At 63.7% G+C, this 13135-nt stretch carries 12 protein-coding genes and 3 pseudogenes; 8 read left to right on the plus strand and 7 right to left on the minus strand.

Features of this window, described 5'->3' with window-relative positions:
* Positions 1-90 precede the first annotated feature (90 nt).
* The 4 genes and pseudogenes from preA to aptA all read right to left on the minus strand — a co-directional run bounded on the left by preA (position 91) and on the right by aptA (position 5677).
* Positions 91-1371: an NAD-dependent dihydropyrimidine dehydrogenase subunit PreA gene (preA, locus tag ACRHIG_RS29130; protein WP_489628765.1), complete on the minus strand. Its 1281-nt coding sequence runs from the start codon at positions 1369-1371 to the stop codon at positions 91-93.
* Positions 1371-2737 (minus strand): annotated as a pseudogene (locus tag ACRHIG_RS29135) (NAD(P)-dependent oxidoreductase). The gene preA and the pseudogene ACRHIG_RS29135 overlap by 1 nt, the downstream one beginning before the upstream one ends.
* Positions 2738-2780: 43 nt before the next feature.
* Positions 2781-4294: pseudogene (locus ACRHIG_RS29140) on the minus strand (CoA-acylating methylmalonate-semialdehyde dehydrogenase).
* A gap of 66 nt (positions 4295-4360) precedes the next feature.
* Entirely contained in the window at positions 4361-5677 is a 1317-nt protein-coding gene (gene aptA, locus ACRHIG_RS29145; protein WP_489628766.1) for an omega-aminotransferase AptA, read from the minus strand.
* A 200-nt stretch (positions 5678-5877) separates the two neighbouring features.
* Here aptA and ACRHIG_RS29150 point away from each other — a divergent pair, with 200 nt between their 5' ends.
* Positions 5878-7347, plus strand: a complete 1470-nt coding sequence (locus ACRHIG_RS29150; RefSeq protein ID WP_489628767.1) for an aminotransferase-like domain-containing protein — start codon at positions 5878-5880, stop codon at positions 7345-7347.
* A gap of 10 nt (positions 7348-7357) precedes the next feature.
* On the plus strand, positions 7358-8143 hold the full coding sequence (locus ACRHIG_RS29155; protein ID WP_489628768.1) for a TetR family transcriptional regulator C-terminal domain-containing protein: 786 nt from the start codon (positions 7358-7360) through the stop codon (positions 8141-8143).
* Here ACRHIG_RS29155 and ACRHIG_RS29160 read toward each other — a convergent pair.
* Positions 8068-9012, minus strand: coding sequence for a choice-of-anchor A family protein (locus ACRHIG_RS29160; RefSeq protein ID WP_489628769.1), 945 nt, complete (start codon positions 9010-9012; stop codon positions 8068-8070). The genes ACRHIG_RS29155 and ACRHIG_RS29160 overlap by 76 nt on opposite strands.
* Before the next feature lie 301 nt (positions 9013-9313).
* Here ACRHIG_RS29160 and ACRHIG_RS29165 point away from each other — a divergent pair, with 301 nt between their 5' ends.
* The 6 genes from ACRHIG_RS29165 (at position 9314) to ACRHIG_RS29190 (ending at position 11963) form a co-directional block, all read left to right on the plus strand.
* A complete protein-coding gene (locus tag ACRHIG_RS29165) occupies positions 9314-9796 on the plus strand; it encodes a hypothetical protein (protein ID WP_489628770.1) in 483 nt (160 codons plus the stop codon).
* Positions 9797-9938: 142 nt separating this feature from the next.
* Positions 9939-10208, plus strand: coding sequence for a hypothetical protein (locus ACRHIG_RS29170; protein ID WP_475414076.1), 270 nt, complete (start codon positions 9939-9941; stop codon positions 10206-10208).
* Positions 10209-10367: 159 nt separating this feature from the next.
* Complete coding sequence (locus ACRHIG_RS29175; RefSeq protein WP_475414077.1) at positions 10368-10790, plus strand: VOC family protein; 423 nt, start codon at positions 10368-10370, stop codon at positions 10788-10790.
* Between the two features lie 11 nt (positions 10791-10801).
* A complete protein-coding gene (locus tag ACRHIG_RS29180; RefSeq protein ID WP_489628771.1) occupies positions 10802-11101 on the plus strand; it encodes a hypothetical protein in 300 nt (99 codons plus the stop codon).
* On the plus strand, positions 11053-11478 hold the full coding sequence (locus ACRHIG_RS29185; protein ID WP_489628773.1) for a hypothetical protein: 426 nt from the start codon (positions 11053-11055) through the stop codon (positions 11476-11478). Before ACRHIG_RS29180 ends, ACRHIG_RS29185 begins: the two co-directional genes overlap by 49 nt.
* Before the next feature lie 29 nt (positions 11479-11507).
* A complete protein-coding gene (locus ACRHIG_RS29190) occupies positions 11508-11963 on the plus strand; it encodes a dipeptidase (RefSeq protein ID WP_489628774.1) in 456 nt (151 codons plus the stop codon).
* A 1-nt stretch (position 11964) separates the two neighbouring features.
* On the opposite strand, the gene ACRHIG_RS29195 is transcribed toward ACRHIG_RS29190, so the two are convergent.
* The gene (locus ACRHIG_RS29195) at positions 11965-12810 is read right to left on the minus strand and encodes a hypothetical protein (protein ID WP_489630917.1); all 846 of its coding nucleotides are present in this window, start codon (positions 12808-12810) and stop codon (positions 11965-11967) included.
* Between the two features lie 91 nt (positions 12811-12901).
* Positions 12902-13120, minus strand: a pseudogene (locus ACRHIG_RS29200) (cytidine/deoxycytidylate deaminase family protein); the annotation flags it as partial.
* Between the last annotated feature and the right edge of the window lie 15 nt (positions 13121-13135).

The raw sequence follows: 13135 nt of genomic DNA on the forward strand, positions 1-13135 counted from the left end.
GGAGGTTGGGCGTTTTAAAAACGGCTGCGGCCTAGCTTACTGCAAAGTTGGGCAACTGTTTATAAAATATATGTACGCAAAAAACGTGCCCTATACCGACTCCGCCAATGCCCGAGGGTTGCGCGGATCCTGCGTCCAGTTCATGTACGGCTTGCCCGTGGCTTGCGGCACCATCGTGATGCAGCCCTGCACCGGACAGGTGATTTCGCACAGGTTGCAGCCCACGCATTCCTCCTTGATCACCTCATACGTGCGCGTGCCGGCGGCGTCGATCAGCTGCGCAATCGACTGGTGCGAGGTATCTTCGCAAGCCACGTAGCACTTGCCGCATTTGATGCAGTCGTCCTGGTTGATCTGCGCGATCACCTGGTAATTCATGTCCAGGTATTTCCAGTCCGTCGTGTTGGCCACGGCCTTGCCGGAAAAATCGCTGATGCGTGCATAGCCCTTCTCGTCCATCCAGCGCGACAGGCCATCCTTCATCTCGTCGACGATACGAAAACCATGCAGCATGGCGGCCGTGCACACCTGCACGCAGCCGGCGCCCAGGGCGATGAATTCGGCCGCGTCGCGCCAGTTGCCGATGCCGCCGATGCCGGAAATGGGCAAGCCGCGCGTCTGCGGATCGCGCGCGATTTCCGCCACCATGTTCAGGGCGATCGGTTTCACGGCCGCGCCGCAATAGCCGCCGTGCGTGCTGGCGCCGCCGACAATCGGCAAGGCCACCATGCGGTCCAGGTCCAGCGAGGTGATGGAATTGATGGTGTTGATCAGCGAGACGGCGTCCGCGCCGCCCGCCTTGGCCGCGCGCGCCGGCATGCGCACGTCCGTGATGTTGGGCGTGAGCTTGACGATGACGGGTAACTTGCTGTGTTTCTTGCACCAGGCGGTCACCATCTGCACGTACTCGGGCACCTGGCCCACGGCGGCGCCCATGCCCCGCTCCGGCATGCCGTGCGGGCAGCCGAAATTGAGTTCGATGCCGTCCGCGCCCGTCGCCTCGACCTTGGGCAGGATGTCGGCCCAGTAGTGCTCTTCGCAGGGCAGCATCAGCGAGACGATCATGGCGCGGTCGGGCCAGTCCTTTTTCACCTGCGTGATTTCGCGCAAGTTGATCTCCAGCGAGCGGTCGGTAATCAGTTCGATGTTATTGAAGCCGACCACTTCGCGGTTCTTGCCGTACAGGGCGGAATAGCGCGACGAGACGTTGACGGCGGCAGGGTCTTCGCCCAGCGTCTTCCACACGACGCCGCCCCACCCCGCCTCGAAGGCGCGCACCACGTTGTAGGCCTTGTCGGTCGGCGGTGCGGACGCCAGCCAGAAGGGGTTCGGCGCCTTGATGCCGCAAAATTCGATGCTGAGATCAGCCATTATGCAGCCTCCACTTTATTCAACAAATCGGTATGGATGGCCAGTGCGGCCAGCTTGCCATGCTGGACGGCCTGCACCGTCAAGTCCTGCCCCGGCGCCACGCAGTCGCCGCCCGCATAGATCCCCGGCAGCACCGTGCGAAAACCCGCATCGACGGCGATCTTGTCGCCTTCGCGCTGCAACAGGGATGCCATCGGGTCATGCAGCACCTGCGTATCGAGGCTCTGGCCGATGGCCTTGAAGATGGCGTCGGCCGCCACGTCGAAGGTTTCGCCCGTGCCCGCCAGACGCGTGCCCCGCATGGCGGTTTTTCGAAGCGCATGCCGGCCACCTTGCCTCCGCTATCGAGCAGCACCTGCTGCGGCTGGGCCCACGTCAGCATGCGCACCTGGTTGGCCTTGGCAATCTCCTGTTCGTGGTGGGTGGCCGTCATGGCGTCGAAACCGCGCCGGTAGACCAGGGTGACTTCCTCGGCGCCCAGGCGCTGGACCTGCACGGCCATGTCGATGGCCGTATTGCCGGCGCCAATCACAAGCGCGCGTTTCGGCACGGGCAGCGCGGCCAGGTCGTCCGCCTGGCGCAGCGCGCTGATATAGTCGACGGCGGCCAGGAGACCCGGCGCATCTTCGCCCGTCAAGCCCAGCTTGCGGCTGGCGCCCAGACCCAGGCCGAGGAAGACGGCGTCGTACTGCGCATGCAAGTCGCGCAGCTGCACGTTTTCGCCCAGCGCCTGGCGACATCGGATGGTGATGCCGCCTATGCCCAGCAGGAAGTCGATTTCCTTTTGCGCGAAATCGTCCGTCAGCTTGTACTTGGCGATGCCGTATTCATTCAGGCCGCCCGCCTTGCCCTCTTTTTCAAAGATCACCACGTCGTGGCCCAGCATGGCCAGGCGGTGCGCGCACGACAGGCCGGCTGGTCCCGCGCCGACGATGGCGACGGTCTTGCCCGTGGCGGCCGCGCGCCCGAACGGGTGGCTGGTGAAGTGCATGTGGTCGACCGCGTAACGCTGCAAGAGGCCGATCTTGACGGGCTGGCCTTCGGCGTCGTGATTGCGCACGCAGACGTCTTCGCACAGGATTTCCGTGGGACAGACGCGCGCGCAGCTGCCGCCCAGGATGTTCTGTTTCAGGATGCCGGCGGCGGCGCCGTTGATGTTCTTGTCGTGGATATTGCGGATGAAGCTGGCCACGTCGATTTCCGACGGACAGATACGGCTGCACGGCGCGTCGTAGCAGTACAGGCAGCGGGCGCTTTCGATGGAGGCCTGGCGCGCCGTCAAGGGCGGTGCCAGGTCCGTGAAGTGGCCCGCCAATTCCTCGTTGGGCAGGGCGGGATGCGGTAAATAACTCAAGGACTCGATCATCGCGGTTTCCTTTTTTGTGCGGCCGATGTTTGACTTAAAACCCTTACTTCATCTGGGGAAAAGCAAATTCCACACCAGCGCTTGCCGTGTTCGGCCAGCGCTGCATCACGGCCTTGTGGCGCGTGTAGAAGCGCACGCCTTCGGGGCCATACGCGTGGTGGTCGCCGAACATGCTGCGCTTCCAGCCGCCGAAACTGTTGAAGGCCATCGGCACGGGCAAGGGGATGTTGACGCCCACCATGCCGACCTGGATCTGGCGTACGAATTCGCGCGCCACGCCGCCGTCGCGCGTATAGATGGCCACGCCGTTGCCATACTCGTTGGCGTTGATCAGCTCCACCGCATGCACCACGTCAGGACACCGCAGCACGCACAGCACGGGGCCGAAAATTTCTTCCTTGTAGATGCTCATGTCGCGCGTCACATGGTCGAACAAGGTGCCACCGACGAAGAAGCCGTTCTCGCGGCCAGGCACCACGTGGTTGCGGCCATCGACCACCAAAGTCGCGCCCTGCTCCACGCCCGAGGCGATGAGTTTTTCGATACGCTGCTTGGCTGCCAGCGATACGACAGGTCCCATTTCCGCACCATCTTCCATGCCGTCGCGCACTTTCAGTGCGGCCGTGCGCGTTGCCAGTGCATCGATCAATTTGTCGCCCGCGTCGCCCACGGCCACGACGACGGAGATGGCCATGCAGCGCTCGCCCGCCGAACCGTAGGCCGCGCCGATCAGCGCATCGACCGTCATGTCCATGTCCGCGTCGGGCATCACCACCATGTGGTTCTTCGCGCCGCCCAAAGCCTGCACGCGCTTGCCGCTGGCGCTGCCGCGCGCATAGATGTATTCCGCGATCGGCGTCGAGCCGACAAAGCTGATCGCCTGCACGACGGGGTGGTCGAGCAAGGCGTCGACCGTCACCTTGTCGCCCTGCACCACGTTGAAAACGCCGTCGGGCAAGCCTGCATCCTTGAGCAGCTTCGCGTGCAGCAGCGAGGCCGACGGATCGCGCTCGGATGGTTTCAAGACGAAGGTATTGCCGCAGGCAATCGCCACCGGGAACATCCACATCGGCACCATCACGGGAAAATTGAATGGCGTGATGCCGGCCACCACGCCGAGCGCCTGGCGCATGGACCAGGCGTCGATGCCGCGCGAAATCTGGTCCGTGAATTCACCCTTCAACAGTTGCGGTATGCCGACGGCAAATTCCACCATCTCGATGCCGCGCGCCACTTCGCCCTGGGCATCGGCAAGGTCTTGCCATGCTCGCGCGTGAGCATGGCGGCAAATTCATCCGTGTGCTGCTGGCACAGCTGCAGGTAGCGGAACAGGACCCTGGCGCGCGTCAGCGGCGGCGTAGCCGACCACGAGGGAAAGGCGGCGGCGGCCGCCTGCACGGCCGCGTCCACGTCTTCCACGGTGCCCAGCGCCACGCGCGCCACAGGCTCGCCCAGGGCCGGGTTGTAGACGTCGCCGTAGCGGCCGCTTTGGGTGTCGACCTTGGCGCCGTTGATGTAGTGGGTGATGGTGTCGAGCTGTGTGTTAATTTGGTTCACGTTATTTCCTCTCTTTACCCCAAGGGCAAATTCTGGGGTCAGACCCGGCGGGTCTGACCCCGGGGTTCAATCGAGATTCTTTAATAATGTGGCCAGCTTGCCGAACAGCTCGTCGACATGCTGTTTTTCCAGCACCAGCGGCGGCGACAGCGCGATGATGTCGCCCGTCGTGCGTATCAGCACGCCGTCGGCGAAGGCCTGCTTGAAGGCGTTGAAGGCGCGCGTGCCCGGCTTGCCGGCGATGGGATCGAGCTCGATGCCGGCGATCAGGCCGATGCTGCGCAGGTCGATCACGTGCGGCAAGCCTTTCAGCGAGTGCACGGCGTCGCTCCAGTACGCCTGCATCGCTTTCGCGTGGCCCAGGATGTCCTGTTCCTCGAACACCTGCAAGGTCGCCAGCGAGGCGGCGCAGGCCAGCGGGTGGCCGGAATACGTGTAGCCGTGGAACAGTTCGATGCCCGGCGGCGCATCCATAAAGGCGTCGTGGATATACTTTTTGCTGAACACGGCGCCCATCGGCACCATGCCGTTGGTCAGACCCTTGGCCGTCGTCATCAGGTCCGGCTCGACGTCGAAATAGTCGGCGGCGAACGGCGTCGTCATGCGGCCGAAACCCGTGATCACCTCATCGAAGATGAGCAGGATGCCATGCTTGGTGCACAGCTCGCGCAAGCGCTTCAGATAGCCTTTCGGCGGAATCAATACGCCCGTGGAGCCGGCCACCGGTTCGACGATGACGGCGGCGATCGTCGAAGCGTCGTGCAGGGCGACGATACGTTCCAGCTCGTCGGCCAGGTGGGTGCCGTATTCGGGCTCGCCCACCGTGTAGGCGTTCTGGTTCAGGTTATGCGTGTGCGGCAGGTGGTCGACGCCGGGCAGCAAGGGCCCGAAGGTCTTGCGGTTGCCGCCGATGCCGCCCACGGAAATGCCGCCGAAGCCCACGCCGTGGTAACCGCGTTCGCGGCCGATCAGGCGGGTGCGTGCGCCCTCGCCGCGCGCCCGGTGGTAGGCCAGCGCGATCTTCAACGCCGTGTCCACGGCCTCGGAGCCGGAATTCGTATAGAACACGTGGCCAAATTTATGCCCCGTGTAATCCATCAGTTTTTCCGCCAGATCGAAGGCGGCCGGATGGCCCATCTGGAAGGTGGGGGCGAAGTCGAGCTGGCCCACCATCTCGCGGATGGCGCCAACGATTTTCGGCTGCGCATGGCCGCACGGCACGCACCACAGGCCCGCCGTGCCATCGAGGATAGCGTTGCCATCGACGTCCTTGTAGTACATGCCTTCGGCCGACACCAGCAAGCGCGGATGGGCCTTGAAATCGCGGTTGTTCGTAAACGGCATCCAGAATGCCGACATCGATTCCGGCCTTGTTTCGTTCATGACCTTCTCCTTGGGATGGGCTGGCGCGGGGGCCAGGATCGTTTTTGACGAAGCGTAAAATAATTTACCAGTTGGCAAAAAGCTGATGTAATAATAGACAGGCCATCCCCAATGGCACAGATACACAAACGGCAAAGTATCCCAACCGTACAGGTCGAAAAACCACTACAGTTTTGTGCAAGGCAGCAAAGGAGCCACCGGTGACACACAACGTGAAGCAGGACGAGGGCGAAGGTCACGCCAGCGGCTGGCCCGTGCTGGACATCGACCGCCAGAAGAAGGGCGGCCTCGTCGAGCAGATCGTCATCGCCATCAGCGTCATGGTGGGCAGCCGCGCCCTGCGTATCGGCACGCGCATGCCGTCCGTGCGCCAGTTCGCCCGCTGCAATGGCGTGTCGACCTTTACCGTCGTCGAATCGTATGACCGCCTGGTCAATCTGGGCTTGCTGTCGTCGCGGCGCGGCTCCGGCTATTTCGTCGCGCGCCACGATATCGCCGCCTCGCCGCAGGCGGCCCTCATTGCCAACACCCTTGCGAGTCCTACCGCCATCGACGCCCTCACGCCGGACCTGTATTCGGGCGTGTCCGACGCCCTGCCCGTGGGAGCGGGCTGGCTGCCGCCCGAGATGTATGGCGAAGCGACGGTGCTCGACGCCGTGCGCCAGGCCATGCGCATTCCCGCCAGCCGCCTGCGCGGCTATGGCCACCCTCTCGGCTTTCCCTCGCTGCGCCAGCACCTGGCAACCAGCCTGTCGGAAGAGCTGTTCCAGGTGGAGCCGGACCAGGTCCTGCTGACGCACGGCGCCACGCATGCCTTCGACTTGATCCTGCGCAGCCTGACCAAGCCGGGCGACACGGTGCTGGTGGAAGACCCCGGCTACAGCAACCTGCAGTCGCTGATACGCCACCATGGCTGCATCCCAGTGGGCGTCCAGCGCGGCGAAGCGGGCCTCGATCTCGATGCGCTGGCCGTTGAAGCCGCGCGCACCCAGCCGAAACTCATGTTCGTCAACACGGTGCTGCAAAATCCGCTCGGTACTTCCCTGAGCCAGGCGCAGGCGCACCGCCTGCTGGCGCTGGCCGAGCAATTCGATTTCTGGCTGGTGGAAGACGATATCTACCGCGAACTGGCGGCGCGCGGCGAAGCGTCGCTGGCGGCGATGGACGGCTTGCGCCGCGTGATCCGCGTGGGCAGTTTTTCCAAGACCCTGTCGCCCGTGCTGCGCGTGGGATCGATTTGCGCCTCGCCGCCGCTGGTGGCAGAACTGGTGCGCGTCAAAATGCTGGCAGGGTTGACGACGTCGGAAATCAACGAGCGCGCCGTCTACCACGCCATCTCTGCGCGGCCCTACAAGCGCATGGTGGAGCGGCTGGTGGCGCAACTCGAAGCGGCCCGCGAGCGCAGCATCGACTGCCTGGCGCAGGCGGGCATGGCGCCAGTGGCGCGCCCGCGCGGCGGCATGTTCGTCAGCGCCGGCTGGCCCGACGTGCAAACGCCGGAATGGAATGGCAAGATCATCGCCGACATGGCCTTGAAGGCGGGCATCCTGCTGTCGCCGAACGAGTTTTTCATGCTGCGCGCGCCCGAGACGGTATGGTTCCGCTTCAACGTGGCCTACACCGATACCCCCGTGCTGCAGGCCTTCCTGCAATCGATACGCCCACGCTAGAGAATCCGCCATGGCCAGCGACAAATCCCCTGCCCTCTCCGTGAAAAATGCCGGCGGCCGGCGTTTGCAAAACCGCGACCGCCTGGAAGCGGATATCCTCGAACAAGCCGTGCGCGCCTTCGCCGAATGCGGCTATGAGGGCGCGTCGATCGCCAGCATCGCCGAGCGGGCCGGCCTGTCGAAGCAAAACCTGATGTATTACTTCCCGTCCAAGCAGCTGCTGTACCAGCGCGTGCTCGACGACGTGCTCGACGACTGGCTGGCGCGCATGGAATCGCTGGCCAATGAACACGACGAGCCGCGCGACGTGCTGCGCGCGTATATCGGCGCCAAGCTGCGTTTTTCGCGCGAACAGCCGTGGGCCTCGCGCGCGTATGCGCTCGAAGTGATCAATGGCGCGCCCCTGTACGGCGCGCAGATACGAGAAAGAGTCGTGCCCCTGCTGCGCAAGGATATCGCCGTCTTCGAAGCGTGGATCGCGGCCGGCAAGATCGCGCCCGTCAACGCCACGCACCTGATGTTCGCCATCTGGGCCATGACGCAATCGTATGCGGATTTTTCGGCGCAGATGGCCCTGGTGCTGGAGCGCAAGCAGCTCACGCGCAAGGATTACGAGGATGCCGAAATCCTGATCGCGCACATGGTGCTGGCGGCGGTGTCCATGCCGCCGGCAGGCGAAAAAACCGCCTCGACAGGCGGTTTCCTGAACGGCGCGAACGCTTACGCTGCCGTCCTGCTCTTGCGGCGGCGCGCCATGAAGCCGACCAGGCCCAGGCCTGCCAGCAGCATCGCATAGGTTTCCGGTTCCGGCACGGCCGACACATAACCGGCTACATTGGTGGCGTTGAAATAATGGTTCGCATTGACCTGGATGTTCGAGGCCCAGTTCCCCACCACCACGCTGCCGTTGATCTGGCCATTGCCGCCGGCCAGGGTCGCCAGCGGCGCCAGGACGCTGCCGTACAGGCCCACGCCGTTCAAGGTGATGGTTTGCGCTTCATAGAAGTTGTACAGCACATTGTATTTGCTGAAATCGCCGTAGCCGCCGGACAGGTTCACATTCGTGCCGCTGATATTGAGGATCAGGGTGTCGTTCGTGTGCAGGTTGCTGAACTTGAAGTTGTTCACCGAGCCCAGCGCCGCGGAAGTCAGGTCGAACACTTGCACATTGCCCGTGCCGCCCTTCAGGGTCATGCCGCCATAGGCCACCGAACTGCTGCCCGTCGATGCCACGTTGGCCAGCGAGGTCGAAGTGTTTTTCAGCTGGGCCGACGTCGCGGCGAACGATACGGGCGAGGCCGTGGTCTTGCTTGCCGTGTTCAGGCCCACGCTGCTCGTCGTCGTGCTGCCGCCCACATAGTAATTGCCGTTCTTGATCGAGCCGGAGCTATAGTTCAGGTTGCCGCCAACGACCAGCGCATAACCGGTGTTGCCATGCGTGACGTAGGCATCCTTGTTCTTGTCATTGACCGAATAGTTCGATGCCGTCAAGTTACCGGCAACCAATACGCCGCCTTCGACATCGCTGCCGGACGCGCTGAAGTTACTGAGGGAATACAAATTGGCGCCACCGATGCCCAAATCGACAACACCGGCTTGCGCGGCGCCGGCGGCAAACGCGGTCGACAGAACGAGAACGAATGATGATTTGAGCATGATTGACATTTTATTTCCAAAAAGAAAATTAACTTGACGCCAGAATATCATATCCATCGCGTTTGACATGTCGCAAATCAACAACTTTTGTAACAATAATGAAAACATAGTTGCACAATGAGAATCATTCTCCTCGCGCTGCCCGGAGAACGCCCCAGGCATCCGGATGACGCTTGGAACAGACGGGCAAACAGCCGTCTGTTCTGCACGTTCAATATTGCTTAGAAGCGCAGCCAACTTGGTGATACGATCGCGGCAGCGCCAGACCAGGCCAGCCCACAGAGTACGAAATCATAAGGATGAAGCACGCATGAAACGATTGTCCCTAGGCGCACTGATGCTGGCATATGCCTGCGGCGCGCAAGCCGATGTGTTTAACATGATCGACAACCAGCCGCTCAGCGAAACCTGGCTCAACGCGGGCTTTTATTCGTATCACTTTCAGCGCGACAAGAACCTGAACGACAGCAATCCGGGCCTGGGCGCCGAATACCGCTTTTCCACGGTCGCGTCGGTCACGGCCGGCCGCTTCTACAATAGCGACCGCGCCTACTCGAACTACCTGGGCGTGTACTACCAGCCGATCAAGGTGGGCCCGCTGCGCATCGGCGCCGTCGTTGGCGGCTTCAGCGGCTATCCGAAGATGCGCGACGGCGGCTGGTTCCCGGCCCTGGTCCCCACCATCAGCTATGAATACCAGCGCGTGGGCGTGAATATCGCCATCGTGCCGTCCTACAAGGACCGCCTGTATGGCGCCCTCAGTTTCCAGCTGAAACTGAAGGTATTCGACTAACCGTTTGTCCCGGCCTGTCGCCGTTCGGTCCGCCATTCCTGCGATTCGTCGCATACGCAATGCCCGGCAGCAAGGATTTGCCTATAGTGGATTCATCGCCAGCATGCATACGGCAGCGGCACCCACACGACAGGAGAACGGCATGAAAGACATCAATCCGGCACCGGGCAGCACTTCCTTCAGCGCTTTCTGGAACGAGCTGTGCGCCTATGCGCGCCAGGGCATGGCCGCCATGCGCGCCATGTCCTGGCCCATGTTGCTGGCGTGCTGCCTGGGTCTGGCGTTCCTGATCACCATCTTGCCGCTGGCCATCATGCTGTTTGCCCTCGTCATGCTGCTCAGATGGGCGAGCAACAGCGACGATACGGGCGCGGACACGAAGGCGGCGGGCGCTCAGCAGCCACCGCAGTAAAATTTGCGTTGTGGCAGGAGTGTCATGATTGTTTTATGGCACTATGGATGCGCGCAGCATTGACAGGCGTCAATACCATCCCGATGGATGGTGCGAACGCGGAACGCCGCGCATCCTGGACGATCGAAGCTACTCCCCACCTGCCATAGGAGTTTTCAGATGACCAATACAGCAAAAGCGACAACCGCGACCACTATCCCCTGCCTGCGCTACCGCGACGCGCCCGCCGCCATCGAATGGCTGTGCAAGGCGCTCGGTTTTGAAAAGCAATTGATCGTGCCCGATGGCGAAGGCGGTGTCGCGCACGCCCAGCTCAGCTTTGGCAACGGCATGGTCATGGTGGCGCCCGCCCTCGACAGCGACTACGGCCGCCTGATGAAACTGCCAAGCGACGTCGGCGGCGCCAACACGCAAAACTGCTACCTGGTCGTCAGCGACGCCGATGCCGTCTACCGCAGCGCGCGCGAAGCCGGTGCCGAGATCGTGCTCGACATCAAGGATGAAGATTACGGCGGACGGGGCTTTACCTGCCGCGACCCGGAAGGCCACATCTGGAGCCTGGGCACCTACGATCCATGGTAAAACGGAGAACAATGATTATCAGCACCCTCACCGCCGCCAGCCTTGCGCTGATCGGCGGTTTCCTGTCCGCTCCCGTCCTCGTCGACGAGCACCTCAACCGCATCCACGCACCATCCGGCAAGGCGCCGTCGCCAGCGGCCATGGCCCTGCACCAGAGCCTGTGGATCGCCGACCTGCACGCCGACAGCCTGCTGTGGCAACGCAATCTGAACCGCGACAGCCAGCGCGGCCATGTCGACTTCCCCGCCTGCAGCGGGCCAACGTGGCGCTGCAAGCCTTTTCCGTCGTCACCAAGACGCCGCGCAAGATGAATATCGCGCGCAACGGCGGCGACACGGACAACATCACGGCGCTGGTGGTGGCGCAAGGCTTGCCGCCCGCCACCTGGAACAGCCTGCTGGCGCGCGCTACTTACCAGGCCGACGAGCTGCGCCAGCAAACAGCCAAGAGCCATGGCAAGGTGCGCGTCATCGGCAGCCGCGCGCAGCTGCGCAGCTTCATCGCCGCGCGCGAAAAGGACCCCGCCCTGCTGGCCGGCTGGCTGACACTGGAAGGCGCGCATGCGCTCGAAGGCAAGCTGGACAACCTCGATACCTTGTACAAGGCCGGCTTCCGCATGGCCGCGCCCACGCATTTCTTCGATACGGAACTGTCCGGCTCCCAGCACGGCCTGAAAAAGGCGGCCTGACGCCGCTGGGCCGGCAATGGCTGCGCGACATGGAGCAGCGCAAGATGATCGTCGACCTGGCGCACGCCTCGCCGGCCACCATCGACGACGTGCTGACGTTGGCGAAACGCCCCGTGATGGTCTCGCACACGGGCGTGCGCGGCACCTGCGCCAACGGGCGCAACCTGAGCGACGCCCAATTGAAACGCATCGCCGCCCAGGGCGGCCTGGTGGGCATCGGTTTCTGGAATACGGCCGTCTGCGGCAAGGACGTGGGATCGATCGCGCGCGCCATCAGCTACACGGTCAAGCTGATCGGCGCCGAACACGTGGCCTATGGCTCGGACTTCGACGGCGCCGTCACCACGGCCATCGATGCGGCGGGCTTGCCGCGCTTGACGCAGGCGCTGCTGGATGCTGGCCTGTCGGAAGCGCAGATCCGCCGCGTCGCCGGCGCGAACGTGCGCGACTTCTTGCTGAAAAACCTGCCCGACGATGACGCCTAGACTAGCCTAGCGCCTGGACCAGGGCCTGGCTCGCCACCTGGCGCGGCCGGATGCGTATCAGCTTGCGGTACAGGGGCGGCATCGACTCGCACAGCGCCAGCAGCGCGTCTGGCGCCATGACCGGACGCACGTACTGGAACTGCGCGGGATTATTCTCCGGCAGCGCCCCTTCCATGGTGGAGCCGTAGGCGCCCAGGGTCATGAAACTGGCGGCGCTGTCGTCCGGGCCGATGGCCAGCACGAAGGTGCCGTGCTTGGGGTGGCCCAGATAGCTTTTGATTTCCTCCTGCAGCGCCGGCGCCGCATTCGCCATCAATTCATAGCGCAGCTGCGCGTACTGGCGCGTGCATTCCATGAACGGCGTGCGGATATCCGACTGGCTCAACTTTCCCGGCATGCACAGCAGCAGGTTGCCGAAGGAATCGAGCAAGGCGGCCGCATCGCCCTGGCCGCCATCGCGCAGGTCCTGCTCCATGGCCGCCTGCAGGAATGGCGCCAGGCCCGCATCGGGCGCGTGCGGGTCGCAACGGTAAGTCAGGGCGTCGGGATAGCGGCGGCGCAAGGCGCGCACCACGGCATGCTCGGGCGGCAAGGCGGCGGGATCGCGCAGGGGCACGTCGTCGCCGGCGTTCAGCAGCTGCATCACCTGCGCCGATGTCGCTTCGAACACGAGCGAGCACAGTGCCTGCGTCGCCTCGTGGATGCTCTTGCCGATGAAAAAAGATTTGGGCGCGGCGCCGGAAGGGGCGCGCGCATACTCGGTGGCGCCGCGCACGGCCGGATAGCAGAAGCTGCGGCCGGCCTGCGCCTGCAGCGGCGCCGGCAAGGCCGAACGTGGCGCTGCCATCGTAATTGATGCCCGCCTTGACGTCGGGCGCGGCCACCACCACGTTGAAACCGGCCGCCAGGATGGCGCCCGTGCACATGCAGCAGGGATCGAGCGACGTGACGATGGTCAGTTCCCCCGGCGGCGGCAAGGGCGTGCCCTTGGCCCGCTCGGCGAAATACCAGTCCACCAGCTGGCGCTCGCCATGCGCCGTGGGGTCGAACACGAGGCCCTGGCGCACGACGTTATTGTGCATCGATTGCAGCACGTTGCCGGCGCCATCGAGCAGCACGCCGCCCACGCCAAAGGTACCCTGCGTCTTGGCCGCCATGGCTTCGGCCGCGGC

It is taken from the genome of Janthinobacterium sp. C22, from assembly GCF_057919405.1.

Bases quoted from the DNA above. Each gene is read 5' to 3' on its own strand.
- ACRHIG_RS29180 (WP_489628771.1), top strand. From the start codon at position 10,802: ATGATTATCAGCACCCTCACCGCCGCCAGCCTTGCGCTGATCGGCGGT.
- ACRHIG_RS29155 (WP_489628768.1), top strand. From the start codon at position 7,358: ATGGCCAGCGACAAATCCCCTGCCCTCTCCGTGAAAAATGCCGGCGGC.
- ACRHIG_RS29175 (WP_475414077.1), top strand. From the start codon at position 10,368: ATGACCAATACAGCAAAAGCGACAACCGCGACCACTATCCCCTGCCTG.
- ACRHIG_RS29170 (WP_475414076.1), top strand. From the start codon at position 9,939: ATGAAAGACATCAATCCGGCACCGGGCAGCACTTCCTTCAGCGCTTTC.
- aptA (WP_489628766.1), bottom strand. From the start codon at position 5,677: ATGAACGAAACAAGGCCGGAATCGATGTCGGCATTCTGGATGCCGTTT.
- ACRHIG_RS29190 (WP_489628774.1), top strand. From the start codon at position 11,508: ATGGAGCAGCGCAAGATGATCGTCGACCTGGCGCACGCCTCGCCGGCC.
- ACRHIG_RS29195 (WP_489630917.1), bottom strand. From the start codon at position 12,810: ATGGCAGCGCCACGTTCGGCCTTGCCGGCGCCGCTGCAGGCGCAGGCC.
- ACRHIG_RS29160 (WP_489628769.1), bottom strand. From the start codon at position 9,012: ATGTCAATCATGCTCAAATCATCATTCGTTCTCGTTCTGTCGACCGCG.
- ACRHIG_RS29165 (WP_489628770.1), top strand. From the start codon at position 9,314: ATGAAACGATTGTCCCTAGGCGCACTGATGCTGGCATATGCCTGCGGC.
- preA (WP_489628765.1), bottom strand. From the start codon at position 1,371: ATGGCTGATCTCAGCATCGAATTTTGCGGCATCAAGGCGCCGAACCCC.